This is a genomic window from Ruegeria atlantica, from assembly GCF_013033965.1.
GTDB classification, from domain to species: domain Bacteria; phylum Pseudomonadota; class Alphaproteobacteria; order Rhodobacterales; family Rhodobacteraceae; genus Ruegeria; species Ruegeria atlantica_D.
Map to the genome: position 1 here is coordinate 151,844 of NZ_WQFE01000001.1, position 19,454 is coordinate 171,297.

The 19,454-nt window shown below is 55.2% G+C and carries 19 protein-coding genes; 11 read left to right on the forward strand and 8 right to left on the reverse strand.

The features are described from left to right. Positions 1 to 16: 16 nt before the first annotated feature. The 3 genes from GOW16_RS00785 to GOW16_RS00795 all read right to left on the reverse strand — a co-directional run bounded on the left by GOW16_RS00785 (position 17) and on the right by GOW16_RS00795 (position 3,599). Positions 17 to 796: a gamma-glutamyl-gamma-aminobutyrate hydrolase family protein gene (locus GOW16_RS00785; RefSeq protein WP_170409315.1), complete on the reverse strand. Its 780-nt coding sequence runs from the start codon at positions 794 to 796 to the stop codon at positions 17 to 19. 219 nt (positions 797 to 1,015) lie between these two features. After that, the gene (locus GOW16_RS00790; RefSeq protein WP_170409317.1) at positions 1,016 to 1,441 is read right to left on the reverse strand and encodes a GlcG/HbpS family heme-binding protein; all 426 of its coding nucleotides are present in this window, start codon (positions 1,439 to 1,441) and stop codon (positions 1,016 to 1,018) included. 25 nt (positions 1,442 to 1,466) lie between these two features. After that, the gene (locus tag GOW16_RS00795) at positions 1,467 to 3,599 is read right to left on the reverse strand and encodes a malate synthase G (protein WP_170409319.1); all 2,133 of its coding nucleotides are present in this window, start codon (positions 3,597 to 3,599) and stop codon (positions 1,467 to 1,469) included. A gap of 205 nt (positions 3,600 to 3,804) precedes the next feature. Here GOW16_RS00795 and pepN point away from each other — a divergent pair, with 205 nt between their 5' ends. From pepN to GOW16_RS00820, 5 genes are all read left to right on the forward strand, one after another. After that, positions 3,805 to 6,357 carry an aminopeptidase N gene (gene pepN / locus GOW16_RS00800; RefSeq protein WP_170409321.1) on the forward strand — a complete coding sequence of 851 codons (2,553 nt, stop codon included), beginning with the start codon at positions 3,805 to 3,807 and terminating at the stop codon, positions 6,355 to 6,357. After that, positions 6,354 to 6,782 (forward strand): hypothetical protein, encoded by a 429-nt coding sequence (locus GOW16_RS00805; protein WP_170409324.1) that lies wholly within the window; start codon positions 6,354 to 6,356, stop codon positions 6,780 to 6,782. Before pepN ends, GOW16_RS00805 begins: the two co-directional genes overlap by 4 nt. 232 nt (positions 6,783 to 7,014) lie before the next feature. Further along, positions 7,015 to 8,175: a hypothetical protein gene (locus tag GOW16_RS00810; protein ID WP_368039857.1), complete on the forward strand. Its 1,161-nt coding sequence runs from the start codon at positions 7,015 to 7,017 to the stop codon at positions 8,173 to 8,175. A gap of 70 nt (positions 8,176 to 8,245) precedes the next feature. Then, complete coding sequence (gene gatB, locus GOW16_RS00815; protein WP_170409326.1) at positions 8,246 to 9,757, forward strand: Asp-tRNA(Asn)/Glu-tRNA(Gln) amidotransferase subunit GatB; 1,512 nt, start codon at positions 8,246 to 8,248, stop codon at positions 9,755 to 9,757. 164 nt (positions 9,758 to 9,921) lie between these two features. After that, positions 9,922 to 10,332, forward strand: coding sequence for a DUF4177 domain-containing protein (locus tag GOW16_RS00820; RefSeq protein ID WP_170409328.1), 411 nt, complete (start codon positions 9,922 to 9,924; stop codon positions 10,330 to 10,332). A 36-nt stretch (positions 10,333 to 10,368) separates the two neighbouring features. On the opposite strand, the gene GOW16_RS00825 is transcribed toward GOW16_RS00820, so the two are convergent. Further along, positions 10,369 to 10,758 carry a VOC family protein gene (locus GOW16_RS00825; protein WP_170409330.1) on the reverse strand — a complete coding sequence of 130 codons (390 nt, stop codon included), beginning with the start codon at positions 10,756 to 10,758 and terminating at the stop codon, positions 10,369 to 10,371. A gap of 40 nt (positions 10,759 to 10,798) precedes the next feature. On the opposite strand from GOW16_RS00825, the gene GOW16_RS00830 reads away from it, so the two are divergent. Beyond that, positions 10,799 to 11,335 (forward strand): winged helix-turn-helix transcriptional regulator, encoded by a 537-nt coding sequence (locus GOW16_RS00830; protein WP_170409332.1) that lies wholly within the window; start codon positions 10,799 to 10,801, stop codon positions 11,333 to 11,335. Between the two features lie 38 nt (positions 11,336 to 11,373). Here GOW16_RS00830 and GOW16_RS00835 read toward each other — a convergent pair whose 3' ends face one another. After that, positions 11,374 to 11,628, reverse strand: a complete 255-nt coding sequence (locus tag GOW16_RS00835) for a BolA family protein (RefSeq protein ID WP_170409333.1) — start codon at positions 11,626 to 11,628, stop codon at positions 11,374 to 11,376. 107 nt (positions 11,629 to 11,735) lie between these two features. Between GOW16_RS00835 and GOW16_RS00840 the strand changes: the two genes are divergently transcribed. Both GOW16_RS00840 and GOW16_RS00845 read left to right on the forward strand, forming a co-directional pair. After that, complete coding sequence (locus tag GOW16_RS00840; RefSeq protein WP_170409335.1) at positions 11,736 to 12,362, forward strand: J domain-containing protein; 627 nt, start codon at positions 11,736 to 11,738, stop codon at positions 12,360 to 12,362. A gap of 307 nt (positions 12,363 to 12,669) precedes the next feature. Further along, on the forward strand, positions 12,670 to 13,242 hold the full coding sequence (locus GOW16_RS00845) for a hypothetical protein (RefSeq protein ID WP_170409337.1): 573 nt from the start codon (positions 12,670 to 12,672) through the stop codon (positions 13,240 to 13,242). Positions 13,243 to 13,512: 270 nt separating this feature from the next. Here GOW16_RS00845 and GOW16_RS00850 read toward each other — a convergent pair whose 3' ends face one another. Both GOW16_RS00850 and GOW16_RS00855 read right to left on the reverse strand, forming a co-directional pair. After that, a complete protein-coding gene (locus GOW16_RS00850) occupies positions 13,513 to 14,793 on the reverse strand; it encodes a hypothetical protein (protein WP_170409339.1) in 1,281 nt (426 codons plus the stop codon). Positions 14,794 to 15,059: 266 nt separating this feature from the next. Next, the gene (locus GOW16_RS00855) at positions 15,060 to 15,632 is read right to left on the reverse strand and encodes a hypothetical protein (RefSeq protein ID WP_368039858.1); all 573 of its coding nucleotides are present in this window, start codon (positions 15,630 to 15,632) and stop codon (positions 15,060 to 15,062) included. A 175-nt stretch (positions 15,633 to 15,807) separates the two neighbouring features. Here GOW16_RS00855 and GOW16_RS00860 point away from each other — a divergent pair, with 175 nt between their 5' ends. The 3 genes from GOW16_RS00860 to GOW16_RS00870 all read left to right on the forward strand — a co-directional run bounded on the left by GOW16_RS00860 (position 15,808) and on the right by GOW16_RS00870 (position 18,788). Continuing rightward, positions 15,808 to 16,533, forward strand: a complete 726-nt coding sequence (locus GOW16_RS00860) for a leucine-rich repeat domain-containing protein (protein ID WP_254429653.1) — start codon at positions 15,808 to 15,810, stop codon at positions 16,531 to 16,533. 349 nt (positions 16,534 to 16,882) lie between these two features. Further along, on the forward strand, positions 16,883 to 18,340 hold the full coding sequence (locus tag GOW16_RS00865; protein WP_170409340.1) for a hypothetical protein: 1,458 nt from the start codon (positions 16,883 to 16,885) through the stop codon (positions 18,338 to 18,340). Then, positions 18,330 to 18,788, forward strand: coding sequence for a hypothetical protein (locus tag GOW16_RS00870; protein WP_170409342.1), 459 nt, complete (start codon positions 18,330 to 18,332; stop codon positions 18,786 to 18,788). The genes GOW16_RS00865 and GOW16_RS00870 overlap by 11 nt, the downstream gene beginning before the upstream one ends. Positions 18,789 to 19,079: 291 nt before the next feature. Here the strand turns inward: GOW16_RS00870 and GOW16_RS00875 are convergent, their stop codons facing one another. Further along, the gene (locus GOW16_RS00875; protein WP_170409344.1) at positions 19,080 to 19,451 is read right to left on the reverse strand and encodes a hypothetical protein; all 372 of its coding nucleotides are present in this window, start codon (positions 19,449 to 19,451) and stop codon (positions 19,080 to 19,082) included. Positions 19,452 to 19,454 lie beyond the last annotated feature (3 nt).

A 19,454-nucleotide genomic window follows, 5' to 3' on the forward strand; every position in this document is an offset into this window, starting at 1 on the left:
CGGATCGGCGCAAGACTTACGCGGATTGTTGGACCAACGCCGCGTCCGAACCGGTTGCCCATGCATGTACGGCGGCACCGAACGCCTTGAACAAGGGGCGTGACACGGGATCGTTTTCCGCGTCCCATTCCGGGTGCCATTGCACAGACAACGTGAATCCGGGTGCGTCCTGAATATAGATCGCTTCGGGCGTACCATCGGGCGCTTGACCATCAATCACGACACGATGCCCGACGGTTTTGATCCCCTGCCCGTGCAACGTGTTGGTCATAACTTCGGTCGCCCCCATCAGACGATGGAACACACCGCCCTCGTTCAGCGCAACGACATGGCGCAGGGCGAATTTCTCCTCCAGAGTTCCGTCGGGCGGCATACGGTGGTTCATACGACCCGGCAGGTCTCGGATCTCGGGGTACAAGGTTCCACCCATCGCCACGTTGACTTCTTGGAACCCCCGGCAAATGCCAAAGAACGGTTGACCGCGTTCCACGCAAGCCCGCACCAGCGGCAGGGTTATCGCGTCACGTGCCCGGTCGAACTCACCATGTGCCTCGGTCGCCGACTCACCGTATTCCTCGGGGTGGACGTTTGGGCGCCCGCCGGTCAGCAGGAAACCGTCACAGACCTCCAGCAGCTCATCGACTGACACATAGCGCGGATCGGCAGGAATCAGCAGCGGCAGACAGTCCGAAACATTGGCAACCGCGTCCGAGTTCATCGTCCCACCGGCATGGGTCGGATATTGATCATTCATCAAATAAGAATTGCCGATGATACCAACGACGGGTCGAGACATGCTGCGTTCCTGCGTTCTTTCGTTTGCTCTCCGAAAAACTATCGACAGCAAGAACAGCGCGCAATAGCACAGGCCCTGCATGTCAGCGCAAGCGCTTGTTCAACCACGCACATGCTGAAACAATAACGGTCTTTGCCTGTCGCTTTGCCAGCTTTATGGCTCATCGCCAGTTCTACCTTGCGCCGGAGCGCCAGGCAGGCGCTCCGTCATTCAACAGGTTCAGATCTCGCCAATCAGACCAGCGGATTCGATCCCGGCCAAGGCCGCAGCGGCATCATTGTCGGATGTATCACCGGTCACACCGACTGCACCAGTCACTTCACCCTTCTTGTCACGCAGCAGAACGCCGCCCGGAACCGGCACGACTTGCCCGCCATAGACGCCATTCACAGCCGCCATGAAGTAGGCCTGCGCCTCGGCCCTCTGCATCTGCGCTGTACCCGCCATGCCCAGCATCACCGAGCCATATGCCTTACCATGAGCAATCGCGAACCGACCGGGGGCCGCGCCGTCTTCACGTTCGAACGCGATAACATGGCCACCTGCGTCCAGAACGACGACAGAGAGGGGTTTCAGCTCCATTTCGTGCCCCTTCTCAAGGGTTTTTCGGATGATGGTGCGGGCTTTGCGGAGGGAAACTCCCATATCGTGTCCTATCGTTCCTGATGGTTCAAAGACTGGCTTTCAGTTCGAGGCGGCGAGCATGCAGAACCGGCTCGGTATAGCCCGAGGGTTGCACACGCCCCTTGAAGACCAGATCACAAGCTGCTTGGAAAGCAATTCCGTCGAATCCGGGTGCCATCGGGCGATAGTTTGCGTCATTTTCGTTCTGGCGGTCCACCACAGCGGCCATCTTTTGCATCGCAGCCATGACCTGTCCTTCCGAGACGATGTCGTGGTGCAACCAGTTGGCCAGCGCCTGAGACGATATCCGGCAGGTCGCGCGATCTTCCATCAGACCGATATCGTTGATGTCCGGCACTTTCGAGCAGCCAACACCCTGATCAACCCAGCGCACCACATACCCTAGAATGCCCTGCGCATTGTTTTCGATCTCACGGGTGATCTCTGCGTCGCTGAGGTTGCGCCTGCCCAGCAACGGAATGGTCAGCAAATCGTCCAGCGTCCCTCGTGCACCGCCAGCGGTCAGCTCATCCTGCCGCGCCAGTACATCGACCTTATGATAGTGCGTCGCGTGCAGAGTCGCAGCAGTGGGCGACGGCACCCAGGCGCATGTCGCACCTGATTTCGGGTGGCCGATTTTCTGTTCCAGCATATCGCCCATTCGGTCGGGCATCGCCCACATGCCTTTGCCAATCTGCGCCTTGCCCTTCAGGCCGCAGGCCAGACCGATATCGACATTCCGATCCTCGTAGGATGCGATCCAAGGCGTATTCTTGATGTCGCCTTTGGGCAGCATCGGGCCGGCCTCCATCGAGGTGTGGATTTCATCACCGGTCCGATCAAGGAAGCCGGTATTGATGAAGGCCACACGCGATTTTGCAGCACGGATACATTCCTTAAGGTTGGCCGACGTGCGGCGCTCCTCATCCATGATACCCAGCTTCACGGTGTTGCGCGGCAGGCCAAGGATGTCTTCCACCATGTCGAAAATCTCGACCGAGAATGCGACTTCCGCAGGTCCGTGCATCTTGGGTTTCACCACATAGACCGAGCTTTGGACCGAATTCCCACCTTCACGTTTGAGGTCGTGCATGGCGATCAGCGTGGTGCAGAGCGCATCCATCAACCCTTCGCCAATCTCATTGCCCTGTTCATCCAAAACGGCAGGGTTTGTCATCAAATGCCCGACGTTGCGGATCAGCATCAGTGAACGCCCCTTCAGGCTGCCTGTTCCATCGGATGCTGTTGTAAAGCTCAGATCCTTGGCCAGTTTGCGGGTAAAAGTCCTGTTACCCTTTTTCACTTCTTCGGTCAGGTCACCCTTCATCAGTCCAAGCCAGTTGCCGTATGCCACCACCTTGTCAGTGGCATCGACGCAAGCGACCGAATCCTCGCAATCCATGATGGTCGACAAGGCCGATTCCAGACGCATATCGGCAATATGCGCTGGGTCAGTGGCCCCGATAGCGCTGTGTGCATCGATCCTGATCTGAATGTGCAGCCCCTTGTTACAGAGCAGTACAGTGTCCGGTTTGCCCGGATCTCCGTCGTATCCAACAAACTGCTTGGGATTGGCCAGAGTTGGCATCAGCGCGCCATCCTGTACGCTCAGACCTGCGACATCAGCCCATGACCCAAAGGCCAGCGGAATGGCGTCATCCAGAAATGCCTTGGCCCAGGCAATCACCCGTGCACCACGTGCAGTGTCATAACCACCACCAGCAGGTAAGTCGCCCATCGCATCCGTGCCATAAAGCGCGTCATACAGGCTGCCCCAACGTGCATTGGCAGCATTCAGCGCGAAACGGGCATTGGTGATCGGAACAACAAGCTGCGGTCCGGGGATCGAGGCGATCTCGGGGTCGACGTTGGCGGTTTCGATCTGGAAATCCGCGCCTTCTTCGACCAGATAACCGATCTCGCGCAGGAACGCCTGATAGGCCTCAGCGTCATGCTCCTGCCCCAGGCGTTCAAGATGCCAGGCATCAACCTTGCCCTGAATCTCCTGCCGCTTGGCCAGAAACGCGCGGTTCTTGGGACCCAACTCGGCCACCATGCGCGCAAGACCGTCCCAGAAGGTGTCTGCTGTCACACCTGTACCCGGAAGGGCCTGACCCTCAACAAACTCGGCCAGAACCGTGTCTACCTGCAGTCCGCTGCGTGACTGTCTGCTGCTCATGTTGTCTCTCCCGGGAATGTGCACGACTGTATGCCGCCAGCATTTAGGGCGAAAGTTTCCGATAGGCAACTTGCGTCGCAGCGTCTCGACCAAAAGATTTACCAAAAAGCAAAATCGAGCCTCTCCGCTGCGGGGATCACACTGCTTGCAGCCAACCGCCACAGCCCATACGTTCGCGCAGACACGAAATGATGCGAGGCCCCTGATGCGCGACGCTGCCCCTACGACAATCTATCTGAAAGACTACACACCCTTTGGGTATCTGGTGGACAGCGTACACCTGACGTTCGATCTTGCCGCCCACGCAACCCGCGTGACCTCACGCATCGCATTTCGCCCGAACCCGGATGCCAGCGACAAGACATTCTTCCTGCATGGTGAAGACCTGACGCTGATCCGCGCATCGGTCGACGGCAAGGACATCACGCCCGAGGTCACCGACCAGGGCCTGACAGCTGCCGTGCCCGACGCGCCATTTGTCTGGGAGGCTGAGGTCGAGATTGATCCGGGCAACAATACCGCCCTCGAAGGGCTTTATATGTCGAACGGCATGTACTGCACCCAGTGCGAGGCTGAAGGGTTCCGCAAGATCACCTTCTACCCCGACCGCCCCGATGTAATGTCCACCTTTACCGTGCGCATCAACGGCGACCTTCCTGTACTGCTGTCCAACGGCAACCCTTCGGGCAAAGGTGAAGGCTGGGCAGAATGGACCGATCCCTGGCCCAAACCCGCTTACCTGTTCGCGCTGGTCGCGGGCGAGTTGATCGCCCATCCCGGCCAGTTCACCACAATGTCGGGTCGCGACTTGGAGCTGAACCTATGGGTCCGCCCCGGTGACGAGGGCAAATGCGAATTCGGTATGGAAGCGCTGAAGAAATCCATGAAGTGGGACGAAGACGTCTATGGCCGCGAATACGATCTGGATGTGTTCAACATCGTTGCCGTCGACGACTTCAACATGGGCGCGATGGAGAACAAGGGCCTGAACATCTTCAACTCGTCGGCCGTTCTGGCCAGCCCCGAAACCTCGACCGATGCCAATTTCGAGCGGATTGAGGCGATTATCGCTCATGAGTATTTTCACAACTGGACCGGCAACCGTATCACCTGCCGCGACTGGTTCCAGCTGTGCTTAAAGGAAGGCCTGACCGTTTTCCGCGACGCGCAGTTCACCTCGGACATGCGCTCGGCCCCCGTTAAACGCATCCACGATGCCATCGACCTGCGTGCCCGACAGTTCCCCGAGGATAATGGGCCGCTGTCCCACCCGGTTCGGCCGGAGAGCTTTCAGGAGATCAACAATTTCTACACCGCGACCGTTTACGAGAAAGGTGCCGAGGTTATCGGCATGCTGAAACGTCTGGTTGGTGACGAAGATTATGCCAAGGCGCTTGATCTGTATTTCGACCGCCATGACGGGCAGGCCTGCACCATCGAGGACTGGATCAAAGTGTTCGAGGACACCACCGGTCGCGACCTGGGTCAGTTCAAACGCTGGTATAGCCAGTCTGGTACGCCGCGTGTGACAGTGACCGAAGATTGGAATGACGGCACCTACACGCTGACCCTTGTCCAACGCACCGAAGAAACGCCGGGCCAATCCGAAAAACTGCCGCAAGTGATCCCGGTGGCCGTCGGACTGCTTGGTCCTAACGGAGACGAAGTGCGCGCGACTGAAGTTCTGGAATTGACCGAGGCTGAACAGAGTTTCACCTTTACAGGGCTGACAGCCAAACCTGTCGCCTCGATCCTGCGAGATTTCTCAGCCCCGGTCATCCTTGAGCATGATCACACCGATGCCGACCGCGCATTCCTGCTGGCGCACGACACCGATCCGTTCAACCGTTGGCAGGCGGGCCGTTCACTGGCCGAGGACACGCTGCTGCGCATGATCCTTGAGGACGCGGCCCCAAGCGCGGACTATCTGGACGGCGTTCTGGCCGTCCTGCGCGACGGCGATCTGGACTCGGCTTATCGCGCCCTGATGCTGGGTCTGCCAACGCAGTCCGAACTGGCCGCCGCGTTGTTCGACCGTGGCGAAACACCAGACCCAATGGCGATCTGGACAGCCGTCGAAACACTGCGGCAGGCAACAGCGCAACACGTTCAGGATCTTCTACCGCGCCTGCACAGCGAAACACTGATCGAAGCGCCATATAGTCCCGACGCCGAGCAAGCTGGCAAACGTGCGCTTGGCAGCGCTGCGCTTGCCCTGACATCCCGATTGGACGGTGGCGCAATGGCGGCCGAGCGATACTCTGCGGCCGGCAATATGACACAGCAGCTAAGCGCGCTGTCCTGCCTGCTGCGCGCAGGCAAAGGCGAGGCAGAGCTGGCAGCATTCTATGATCAGTGGCAGCACGACCGACTGGTGATGGACAAGTGGTTTGGCCTTCAGGTCGGGATGGCGTCACCGGCGGCCACGGCGGACATCGCCCGCGCCCTGACCGAGCATTCGGATTTCAACTGGAAGAACCCCAACAGGTTCCGTTCGGTGATGGGCGCGCTGGCGATGAACCATGCCGGTTTCCATCGAGCCGATGGTGCCGGATACGCGTTGCTTGCCGACTGGCTAATCAAACTGGACCCGGTCAATCCGCAGACCACCGCGCGGATGTGTTCCGCCTTTCAGACCTGGAAACGGTATGATGCAGATCGTCAGGATCTGATCCGCGCGCAGTTGACCCGTATCGCAGCTACGCCCGATTTGTCGCGGGACACAACTGAGATGGTCTCTCGTATCCTGGACGCATGACAGAGTTCGCCTTTTCGCGCCACAACAGGGCACCGCGCACAGTCGGTGTCCTGATATGCGTTTATGCGGCGCTTGCCGCCCTTGTGATCCTGTTTGACGCGGCATGGTGGTTGGTAGCGCTTTTGACGGTGCCGACTCTGCCGGCCCTGTGGGACATCATTCAGAACACCAGCGCAGGGATGAGTCTGGATCAGAACAAACTGCTTTGGTTTACCGGAACTCGCGAAGCCGCAGTTGATCGTTCGGACATCGATTTTATTCGTTTTGACACGCGCTGGGACTTTTCCGTGCGGGTTTCACTGGTTTTGACATCCGGCAAGAGGATTCGGTTGCCCGATGAGTCGTCTCCGCATCACAGGGAACTTGAACAGGTCCTGCAACAGGCTGGTTTTCGGGTTGAGCGTCATCACTTCGTTTCATTTTGAAACAATTGGCGGTTTTGAGTAAAATTAGACACAAAGATTAACCAATTAGATTCAAAGAACTTGTATTCATCATCAATTGCGGCAAAGCTTTCAGGCCAAAGTACCTGGTTTATTTGTTTCGAGTGCTACCATGTTCTGGTTTTTTAGGGACTGTTTGTCCCGTTTTCGATCCTCTACTGTTAAGCCCGTTGCATTCGGTGCGCATGTTGCGAATCCGGATGTTTCCACTGTTGTGCCCGACCACGGTCAACTGAATATCCCATTGGCAGATGTTCAGGCCCAGGATGAGATTGGGCGAAGCTCGATTGAACAGGGGCGTTTTCTGGCCAGACAGGATCGCTGGGCAGAATTATCCGACCTGATGCACAAAGCAGACGACGCGCGGAAGGCTGCGCCGGACGGAATGCCCATCGCCGAATTGCTGGCATTTGGCGCGCGGGCCGATGTAGTTCTGGCAGCAGAGCACGCCCTGTCCGACGCCAAAGCGCTGTCAGAATTTGATGTCCTGAGCGGTATTTCCGAGCTGGAAGACGAGATGCGCGCGCATTCCGGCGATCCAATGATCGCCCTGGTCGTGGCGTTGGCGCATATTGATTTGGCCTGGGCATGGCGCGGCACAACGAACGAGGCAACCTTGCCCTCACTTCACCAGTCCCGTTGCGCCGCCCATTTCGACCGGGCTGCGGCAATCCTTCCCAAATGCCAAGAAGCCGCAACGGACAGCCCCATTGTTGCTTCGGCTGGCTGCGCGATTTTAGCGGGCCAACGCAAGGCCAACACGCGGGTGGCAGATGAATACGAGCGGTTGATCAAACTCGACCCGATGAACCATCGGCACATGCGCGCGATGGGCACTCACCTGCTACCGCGTTGGTTTGGCAGCTATGGCGAGCTTGAAGTACAGGCGCTGCGCATGGCGGCTCAGACTCGGGATATCTGGGGAGCCGGAGGCTATACTTGGGTTCAGTTCGATGCGATTGCCCTGGACGAAGAAGCCTGCACGCGACTGGATGTCGATTACTTTCTGGAAGGCATGCATGACATTCTGCGCCGACGCCCTGACCAGCAGACCGTGAACATGCTGTCGGCTTACTGCGCCATCACGATCCAGAACGGCGATGGACAGTGCGACAAGGCTGATCTGGTACGCAGCCAGATACATGAGGCCGCAAACTGGCTGATCCGGGATCACCTGACCGAACTGCACCCGATGATCTGGGCGCATGCTGCAAATGGGTTCAACAACAGCGTTCGGATCAACTCACCCGAACGGTTCGCGGCCCGCGGGCAGCGGGATGCCCTGCGCGCGATTGGCGATCTGTTCCGCGATGAGTTGCGCAGCGGATTGGATGTGACGTTTACTCCGACGGGTTTACGCCTGTCCGGGCACTGATTCCCCCTTGCCCCTCGCCCCTGCCGGGCCTAATACGCAGGCTTAGACTTCTGCGGAAATGAGGCGCGCCATGCTCGACCTGACATACGAACTGCCCAAACCCAAAACCATTGCCGGGGCCAAGCACGATTGGGAACTGGTCATCGGGATGGAGGTGCACGCTCAGGTCTCATCCAATGCCAAGCTGTTCTCGGGCGCATCGACCCAATTCGGGGCCGAGCCGAACTCGAACGTGGCCTTTGTGGACGCGGCAATGCCGGGGATGCTGCCGGTGATCAACGAATATTGCGTGGAACAGGCGGTGCGCACCGGTCTGGGTCTGAAGGCGGATATCAACCTGAAATCGGCGTTTGACCGCAAGAACTATTTCTACCCCGACCTGCCGCAAGGTTATCAGATTTCCCAGCTTTATCAGCCTATTGTGGGCGAAGGCGAAGTGCTGGTTGAAATGGGCGACGGCACCGCGCGCATGGTTCGCATCGAACGCATCCACATGGAGCAGGACGCGGGCAAATCGATCCACGACATGGACCCGCATATGTCCTTTGTCGACCTGAACCGGACCGGCGTCTGCCTGATGGAGATCGTCAGCCGCCCCGACATCCGTGGCCCCGAAGAGGCCGCCGCCTATATCGCCAAGCTGCGCCAGATCATGCGTTATCTGGGCACCTGCGACGGCAACATGCAGAACGGCAACCTGCGGGCGGACGTGAACGTCTCGATCTGTTTGCCGGGTGCTTATGAGAAGTATCAAGAAACGCAGGACTTCTCGCATCTGGGCACGCGTTGCGAGATCAAGAACATGAACTCGATGCGCTTTATCCAGCAGGCGATTGAGGTCGAGGCCCGCCGTCAGATCGCCATCGTCGAAGGTGGTGGTACGGTGGATCAGGAAACCCGCCTGTACGACCCGGACAAGGGCGAGACACGCTCGATGCGGTCCAAGGAAGAAGCGCATGACTACCGCTATTTCCCCGACCCCGACTTGCTGCCGCTGGAGATTGAGCAGGCTTGGGTGGACGATATAGCTGCCAACCTGCCCGAGCTGCCGGATAACAAAAAAGCGCGCTTTATCAGCGAGTTCTGCTTGACCGACTACGACGCATCTGTCCTGACCGCTGAGGTCGAGTCAGCTGCCTATTTCGAAGACGTAGCCAAAGGTCGCAACGGTAAACTGGCCGCGAACTGGGTGATCAACGAGCTATTCGGCCGATTGAAGAAAGAAGACCACGAGATCACCGACTCGCCTGTTTCTCCCGCGCAGCTGGGTGGCATCATCGACCTGATTTCTTCGGATGCCATCTCGGGCAAGATCGCCAAGGACCTGTTTGAGATCGTCTACACCGAAGGCGGCGACCCTGCGCAGATCGTCGAAGACCGCGGCATGAAGCAGGTGACCGACACCGGCGCAATTGAATCCGCTTTAGACGAGATCATCGCCGCCAACCCGGCGCAGGTCGAAAAGGCCAAGGTGAACCCGAAACTGGCTGGTTGGTTTGTTGGTCAGGTTATGAAAGCCACCGGCGGTAAGGCCAATCCAAAGGCCGTGAACGAATTGGTCAGCAAAAAGCTGGGATCGTAAGCTTTTCTGCTTGAACGACTTTAGGCGCAGGGCCTGCTTATTCTGCTCGGCCCTGTCGCACCTTCGCGCAACAGACGGCACAGAATTTGCCGACAGGGCGAAGATGACTTTTCGAAACCCGGCAACATGTTAGATTGCATGGGATCGACAACCAGGAAAATCTGATGCAGCGCTACGAATACAAAGTTGTCCCGGCCCCACAAAAAGGCACCAAGGCCAAGGGTGTCAAAACTGCAGAAGGGCGATTTGCAGCGTCGGTCGAACAGGTTCTGAACCAGATGGGCCAGGATGGCTGGGAATATCAGCGTGCGGAACTGTTGCCCAGCGAAGAGCGCTCGGGCCTGACCTCGTCCACTGTGAACTGGCGCAATGTTCTGGTGTTTCGGCGTGAGATAGCAGTTGAGTTTTCATCGGCGCGCGAGTCGGTTGAGGACAGCGATGATGTGCCTAAGGCTCAGCCTGTGCCCGGACCCGAAGAAGTGCAGGCCCCCGCTCCGATTTCGGAAGAGGTCAAAGACCCTCCACTGACCCTGAAGCCCTCGGACCTGTCCGAAAAGGACAAGGAGCAGACCTGAGCGGCCTGCCCAGCGGCGCTGGTTCCTCCGACTACGTTACTCTGCAGCGTTTGCCGCTTGGCTCAGATCTTGTGCCAGCATCAACGCATTGCCGTCCGGGTCGTAGAAGGTCGCGGTGCTGACCATGCCCTCGATCGTTTCCGTCGGGCCATCAAACCTGACGTCCGCAGATTCAAGCGCCTGACGCGCCATTGCAATATCCGACACTCCGAACACCGGCACGGTGTTGCCGGGCGCAGGCTCGGCCTGTTCGCCCAAACCCAGCGTCACGCCCTCGGTTTTTGTCTTCAGTTCACTCCAACCGGCCTCATCAATGTGATGGATCAGTTCAAACCCCAGCTTGGCTTGATACCAGTCGGCACTGACATGCCTGTCACGCACGGACATGGCCAGCGTTATCGTGTTTTCCAGTGAAACGAGTGGCATCGAACTATCCTTTTTGCAAAAATTAAAGTAACTATACTTTATGGACATAACGATTCTTGTCAAGCTTACGTCTCGCGCCTGGTCTCTGAACATTCTGGCGCTAATGCATGCGGGCACTCCGGGGCGACAAGCGCCCTTGCTGGCTGCGACCAGCGCCAGCAGAACTGCTTTTGTCCAAAGCCTTGACCACCTGATTCAGCTAGGTTTTCTGGAACGGAATCCCGGGCATGGTCATCCGCTGCGCCCTGAATTCAGACTGACGCCAGACGGTGAATCTGTGGCCGAAACCGCCAGCCGGATCGTAAATGCAGTGCCGGACGACAATGATTTCGCACTGCTCAGACGCAGCTGGACGGCCCCTATCCTGGCGCTGACCGATAGGCCGCAACGTTTTTCGACACTCAAATCCGGTCTGATCACGATTTCCGACCGCGCTTTGTCGACGTCGCTTCATCGCCTTGAAGAACAGGAATGGATTCGACGAGACATTGATGCGTCTCATCGGCTCCCGTTCCCAACCTACCGCGCGGTGAATCAGGGGATCGCGGTTAACAGGGCCATTTCCCTGTTCGCCTGACCTACCCTGTTCGCCTGACCTACAGAGACAGATTCTGTTCAGACATCAATATCCAGCGCCAGCGCATGAATGCGGGGCACAATATCGCCCAGCGCTTTATGCACGGCACGGTGGCGGGCGACGCGCGATTGCCCCTCGAAAGCACGGGCTCGGATGCGGACGTTGAAATGGCTTTCGCCGCCCTCCTGAAACCCGGCATGACCGCGGTGGCTTTCGCTGTCGTCCACCACCTCCAGCTCACGCGGGTCAAAGGCAGCCTGCAGGCAGGTTTGGATCTCGTCGGTCACAGTCATTTTTTTGCTCAAGGGCGAAAAATTTACCGCCCCCCTCTTCTACTTTCGGCTGCTTAGACTAAACTGCTGCCTCCGAGTCGAAAAGATGTGTTCGTAAGGATCAGAGCATGACGAAATCAGACCCCTTCGGATTCGATATGTCCGTTTCCAGCGCCAAGAAAAAGAACCCGCGCGGGCGTCGTGGGATGTCTGGCGCGTCTGAAACCTCGACGCGTATCTGCGATCACGAAGGTTGCAATGAACCGGGCAAGTTCCGCGCGCCCAAAGCCCCGGATGTGCTGGACGACTTTTTCTGGTTCTGCCAGCAGCACGTACGCGAATACAACAACAAGTGGAACTTTTTCGACGGCACTACCGAGGCCGAGCTTAATGCGCAGCGGTCCAAGGACAAAGTGTGGGAGCGCGAGACCAAGCCGATGGGTGATCCCGAAGCGCGCGCCTGGGCGCGTCTGGGCATCGAAGACCCCCACCAGGTGCTGGGCGCAAACAGCACGCAGAACAAAGGCCGCACCTCGGGCGGCGGCGGTCGTCGCCTGCCCCCCACCGAACGTCGCGCAATCGAGATTTTGGAAGCCAACGACAGCTGGACAAAGGCCGAGATACGCAAGGCCTACAAGAAACTGATCAAGGTACTGCACCCGGATATGAATGGCGGCGACCGTTCTCAGGAAGAACAGCTGCAAGAGGTCGTCTGGGCTTGGGACCAAATCAAGGACAGCCGGAACTTCAAGTAGTTTTGTCAATTTCCGCATGGACCGGAACGGCTATTTAGCTGAGCGCAGCGCGGGTCCCGGTATCACCGGAGCCTGCAACTTGCGCTGTACGGGAGCAAGAACCCCAAGCTGCCGCTGCGACAAGAACTGGATGCTGCGACTGCATTTGGCGGCCCCGAGCCCATAGTGTTCTTCACAGGTCCTAACCCACGGTGCAAAGCTGTTCCAAGAAAATTACTCTGTAACACCGCTTTCTTGACTTAGGGCTAAGCCTTCGACACGACTAACGGGAACACATTAGGATCACACAATACAGAGACCAACTACATTGAAAAAAAGTAACTTCCTGTACTACGCAGCGGGCGGATGGTTGTTTCTGGCTGTCATGGCCGGAGTTTACTTTCTGTTTCAGGCAACGTTGCCTTCTGCAGACGTGGCACGCGTTTCACGCCCTACTGTGTACACTTTGGACGTGGAGAACTTTGAACCCGGCCAGTCTGCAACGTTCAGGCTTGACCAAGTTCCAGTGGTCATTTGGCGACGAGATTTTAAGCAAAAAGTTCAGGCACTTGAGCTCCTTGGTGTCGAAATCAACGGAAATGCAAACTTTCTCGAGGAGGTCCGGGTAAACGAAGAAATAGAAATCGAACCTGACCGCGTTTTGAGGTTTGAGTGGTTTGTTGTGAGCCCAATCAACACTGGCGGACACGGGTGCATCGCACTACCAGATGCAGGAGACTTGGGTGGTTTCTACGACCCATGCCAAGATGTTCATTTTGATCTTTGGGGGAGGGTCAGAAAAGGACCAACTAATATGGACCTTCAGGTTTTGCCATGGAGCATTTCTGACGATAGTAGTGCAATAATTGTCGATGTCAGCAATGCGCCACGGCTTGAATAGTAGCGCCGCAATCCGACTCTAGTGCAAAGGCAGCTTTGTCCGCAGAGCCGCCATCCGCTCCTTATTTTGACTTCGAATGTCCGCTACGAGCCCAGAGTGACCGATGCTGCACCACGCTTGAAGGTCAATTTTTCGATATTCGCACAACACGATGTTCAGCGCTCAAACTTCAATTGTGCTCGAAGGTTGAGCAATGGCATCCAAAGCAGTGCCAAATGCCAAAATGTGCCAAGTACTAAATGAAGTCTTGTCGCTGAAACTGGAGAAATTTCAATCTATTTTCTGCGAAAGAGCGGTTCTGATTTGGTGAACGTTCATAAGAGACAAAATACCGAACAAGACCACTCCAATCGCAGCGCCCGTCAGTATCGAAGTTTGAACCATAGCGAGTTCTTCAAATGCGGATGTTTGCCAGTAGAGCAAAGCCATTGCCATCGCTGGGAGAAAAACTGCGCTGTTGAAGCACTCAAGCAATCCAAAACTGATGCTAAAAACCTTGCGACCTCGAATTCGTGCGTCAAACGTGGTCTCGATACTGATCGGTAGCCAAGAAAATTCTTCGAAGTTTTGACGACCTCGGGAAACAAGTCGGGTCAGATGCCCGGTGTGGGCATTGAAATAGTAAGAAAGAGCGACCAAGATAAGAGGTGATGCCAAGACGGCAAGGGAGCCTGGAACCTCTGTTCCCAATATGGATATCGTTTGATTCGTTGGACTTGCGTCAGACTTAATAATCTCATCTCCCAACAACGAAGACAGATCTACTAGCGGTACGTCAAACAGGTTTGCGTCAGCAGAACGTAGCCCAGGCGCAAATATCACTTGATCGTTTTCGACGGTTAGGAACTCTTCATCAATCTGGGTTGATCCAAGCCAGTAGATGAAGGAAGAGTCTTCAATCTCGACGATATTAGCGACTGCGTCAAAGTTCAGTTGGGGACCGTCTTGCCGATCAATGTGTCGATGGTAGTTGAGGTAGGCCGGAATGGAAATTGGGCCAGAGTCAACGAAACCGTCATCGTTCGGTTTCAAGCTATCTTTGTCTAATACGAAGTTGTCGATTTCCCAAGCCGGAGACCAATTTACCTCCAGGAAGTCCTTGATTTGACCATAAAGGTTATCAACGTCGAGAAAAACCAGTTGTATATTCTTTTCTAAAGGTAAGTTATTGATTTTGTTTAGCTCAGAGATTGAGCGTTCCGGCAGCCCTGAAGGGATGAACTTACTGATGAAAACTCTGCCCTCATGCAAACTTGATTGCAGCTGATCAGCAATCTCTTGAACATTGCCGGGGTAGAGATCATCAGCTTCCAATTTTCGATAAATGTCACCTTCAGGCGAGAAGTGCGCGGCTGTTTGCTCGCTTATCCTGGCTTCTGCAAATTCGTCGTATGCAGTGAGATTGACTAAGGAAAGGCCGTCAATAATCTGTTTTTGCTGAGTTTTATCTTCGGGTGGTATGATAGACAACGCAAAAACAATTGTCACAAGTGAGACCGCCATGATCAAGCGATGCAAAGCACGTGTGGATTTAAGGGCGTCTTCGATCATACCAGTCTTTTTTAGGGCCACATCCTATTTCTGCCATCGATGTGTTTACGCTGTTTCGTAATTCTAAGGTCTATCCGGCCTGCCCCGCAATGGTGACTAGAACGTTTTCTTGTGCTTCAGAGCTGACTTTGGCGCAGTCGCAGCGAAAGCCCGCTTCGTCCGCAGAGCCGCCATCCGCTCCTTATTGTTGACTTCGAATGTCTACTATGAGCCCAAAGTCTCGGAGGCGGCGATTGCCATAAATGACTGATTTCACATTGTGTAGCTCAATACACGCTTTGAAATATCTTCGACGTATTGACGCTGCCCTTTGTGAGATCCTGCGACCACAATTCATAACGAATACCGTGCTTTGCAAGTTCAAGAAAAACCCGATGGGGGTTGATGCCTGCGGTTGAGCGATCAAAGGTCAGGACTCGGTCATCGGTCAAATAAAGTTCGAAGCGTTCCCTGGTCTCAGTGTATTCGCCATCACTGTCTTTGCCTGTACTAAGTGTCTCCAGCCGTTGCGCCTTTGCGATATCTTTTAGTTCGATATCCATCGGTAAATTATCACAAGGTATGGCGGTATCCCATTTCAGTCTGCCAGCATCTATTGTGACTTTCCAGCCTCCCGGTGCGTTGAAAATACGCAACGTTCGTCGGCCCTCGCTCAATGCAAAAGCACCGCCTACCAAAGCGCAAAGAGCAAAAAACACTTTGAAGAATCCCCCGATATGATCGGCCGGATGAATTGCGATGACATAAAGTACAGGCCAAATCAGCCCGACGCAGACCCACAAAATGTGTATGCTGGCGACGCGCAGCTTTGTTGATTGGATGACATTCGGTTCTATCACAATCGCTCGGTAGCACGGAACTGTATCGGAAATATGACAACACCTGCGTGGGAGTATTGGTCGCTCGTTTTCACTGAGATAAGTACAGATCATCTGGCGCTTTATCTGCTACGGCAGCTTTGTCCGTAAATCGATGATCCGCTGAGAACCCGTAGCGGAGGGAGTTGAGACTTGTATGAATGCCTGCTTTTCGTCTGAAGCGCAGCAGTCACAGTTTGACCACATTGGACCGGTAACCACCCGTTGTATGAGGAAAATTGTATTAATTCTTGTTGTTGCCTCAGCCGCGTTTGCGGCATGGCAGTACAAACTGATGAGAACTGCTAACCAACAGCTTATTGTAGCTGAGCAGCGGGTTGCAGATGCAATTTCTGCCGGAACCAATAGCCTAAACTTCAGCGACCTTGTCGATCTTCGGAAACTGCCAGCCAACATCGGCGATGTTCCAAACTTAAAATACCTGAATGCACGGGGAACCAGCCTAAGCGATCTGACCGGGCTGGAAGGTAACGTGACGCTTGAACATCTTGACGTGAACATGACACGGGTTTCCGATCTTAAACCGCTTCAGGGCTTGCCAAATCTGAAGTTGGTTTACCTTCACGATACCTGGGTGTCCGATGTGTCGCCCATCGCAGCAATACCGTCACTTGAGCGCCTTGATATTGGCACGACACAAATTGACACGCTGCAGCCTGTTGCACAGATCGAAAGCTTGGTCTGGTTGAATCTTCACAACAGCCACGCGCTTGATGGGTCTCGTGAGTACTTTGCCATCCTGGAGGAGCGTCCATTTCTTGAGTTGTCAGGTGGGAGCGCCTACCGCCAAGATTATCGACCGGGTTGGCAGTACAACGCAACGCAGCGCATTTCGCGTCTGAGAGAAGAACTTGGACTCTGATGGCTGTCCGTTCAAGGGCAACGGAATCTTCTCGAAAAGCGAAAGCGGTCCTTCATAAATCTGCAGACAATGTCCGCTCAGTCCGCAGAGCCGCCATCCGCTCCTTATTGTTGACTTCGAATGTCCGCTACGAGCCCAAACCCGACGCCGTTTGAAGAAGCGGCGAATGTCACGATCCTGCCTATTCGCTGAGCTTTGGTTGGATGTCGGCGAGCATTTGTTTCAAGCATGCGTTCGCGCGGTGTAGGGTTTGACCTCAAATACTGTGTCCAAAAGGACGGCCTTTTGTGCTAAAGTGTTGACTAAAGTCTCGTCCTTTTCCGGGATCTGTGGAGCAAGAGTGAATGGTATGACACTCCTAGAGGCGCTTCTTTCGAAGGGTGACACGCCCGCCGTAAGCTTCGACGCGACGCTCTCTTTGGAGGCGTTTCTTTCACTTCAAGACGCACTGACAAAATCTGACTGGAACACTGTAGGAAATTCCGCCATTCAGATGATCGAAAGTGCTTTCGGATCGCTTGATGGCGCATTGGCCAGATCCGACAAGCATGAGTTGCTCGGACCCGTGTTTGCCAGTGGCTTTGTAGCAACATTTGTCTCGCACTTTGTTCAGCACGCCGATTTCGAGGTTGCCCTATCTGAATTTGAACAGAGTGCTGACCTGAACACACCTTTTGATCAAGAGGCTAGAGCTGATGTAGCCGAAAGGCTGCGCGCTGTAGCAAGAGGAGATATCGATCCCTTCGACCGGGTGCGTGAGGAGATATCGGAATTCACTGGCTCACCGATTTCGCACGGTGCACTGAGCATCCTTGCCCGCGGTCTACTTGGTTTGGCGCACCATGCTTTCAATCGAAGTCTTTCAAACCCTGTGCCGCCGTTCGTGCCCATTGTCGCGCAAGTCGATGCATGCGAGGCGCTGATAGACCAGAAATCGGCCGCGCTTACGGAGCACATTTCGAATCTTCAGGCAGCTTGTTCCGCTAAACAGCCAGAGTCTGTCGCTTTTGCGGCGTTGATGCTGCGGCAGTTTTGTCATCGCGAGATTCCGCAGCTTGCTAGGGTCTTGGCAGCTTGTTGGCGGCTCGCGGATGCTTTGGCTTTTTCAGGCTCAGGCTCGGCCGCTGAGGGTTGCGGAGATCTGGGCGCGCGCGGTCATTTGGTTTTACGTGAGATGATCGCGTTTACTATATCGGGTTATCGACTGGCCGGTGTTGCAGGTGGTTTGCCAGACACGGAGCAGATTCAGTCACTTTATGAATCCGCTGGTTCCCTTCCGCTGGACGGCACAATGCCAAATGGAGTGAACCGTGCAATACATAACTTGGCAGCCGGAGATGACGACACATTCGTTGAAATTCTAGGCAGGATTATGGATTTATCCTCCAGAATCGACGATGAAGACAGGTTGATTGGCCGCATTGATTTGACGGATCTTTCAAGCGGTGCTGAAGTCACGGCGTTTGGCTTCTTTTTGAACCCTGTAAGTGTTGGAATGACGAAGAACGCCTTTGTCCGTTTGTCGGGCACCTTTCATACAAAGTTAGACCTCAATGATGGCTTGCCTGGCATCATTGTCGATCGTCTTCCATTGGCAGAATTAGCGAACGGCCAGTGGCGGGCGGGACTGGTTCGCGGAGCAATGCCATTTTTTCCAGTATATCGAAACAGCCACAACACAAGATGGACTTTTGGACCGCATTTGCAAACCCAAGGGAGTTTTGACCCAGCAACCGCTGGTGCATCAGAGCTCAATTTCCTCAGGTTTGGAATACCAGAAGAGGATGAGAGCCGAGATGACGGTTGATAGAATCGAGGCTTGCAGGAGCGTGCAAGAAGCGTGGACGCAGGCCAAACTTGACGAATTATTGATCAAGGCCGAAGCGGAAAGCCTGCGTGATGATTATATGGAGCTCTACGACCTGCTGAACGAGGCGCAGGAGGTGCTTCAGGAGGGCGGTGAGGAGCTCATCGATCTCTTCAATGATTTAATAGAAGACCCCATAAATGAGGTACTCCTCACCCCGATCTATTGGGCGCGTTTTATAGATGCGATCGGTACCAGCGGTGTTGCGCCGCTCTTTATTATGGCGCCGAAGTTAGAGCAGCGATACCGGAGATGGCAGAAGAAGGAAGAACAAATTCCAGATGCCGAGGAGGCTACCGCGGATGCGCTAAATGCCTGGAATCATTGTTTCCGCGGTGCACATTTGGCAAAAAGCCGCCGAGAGAACTCGCTTCCGGCGCCTCAGTAAATCGGCCCTAATCGCCAGGGAGATAAGGTCTTCCTCCTTCGTCCATTCAAAGGTGGAAAATTCCAGTTCGCAATGTCCCTGATCCCTGAGAGAAGGTCACGTGCTGCGCTGAGGCACATGCGGTCTAGCTAGCCGTCCGGATCAAACGACACCGCTTCTTATTGAGTTGATGTGCCCTTGGTTTTTGAGCCAGGCGATAACAACCGTTTTGGCACAGCCGATACATCCAAAGCCGTCATTGGAACTTTCGTAGCCGAAGTCAGCTTCGTCCGCACAACAGACCTTGGCTCCCTATTGTGGACCTTCGCTTATTGCTCTTGACCGAAAGACCGGCAGATTGACCTCGATGTCAGAAAGCAGCTCGCGCGCCTCGTTCTCGGAAAGCAATGTGCCGTACGAATTGTAGGCTTCCTCGGCATCCTCGTTGGCATCGTCATCTCCTTCAAAGACGCTTACCCAAAGAGCAATCGAGATTAACTTGTTGGCAGTCGCTACGATATTGAGCTGATTACTACTGCCAGCTAAGTCAAACGTCAGACCGAGCTCCTCGCCTGCGTACTCTTCTTCGACGACCTCTATCGATGCCGGAATCCCCAAGTGTTTGCGCAAATTGGATTCGAGTTCGTTGATCGGTCTGCCCTTTTGGCCAAAGAAAACGGTCAAAAC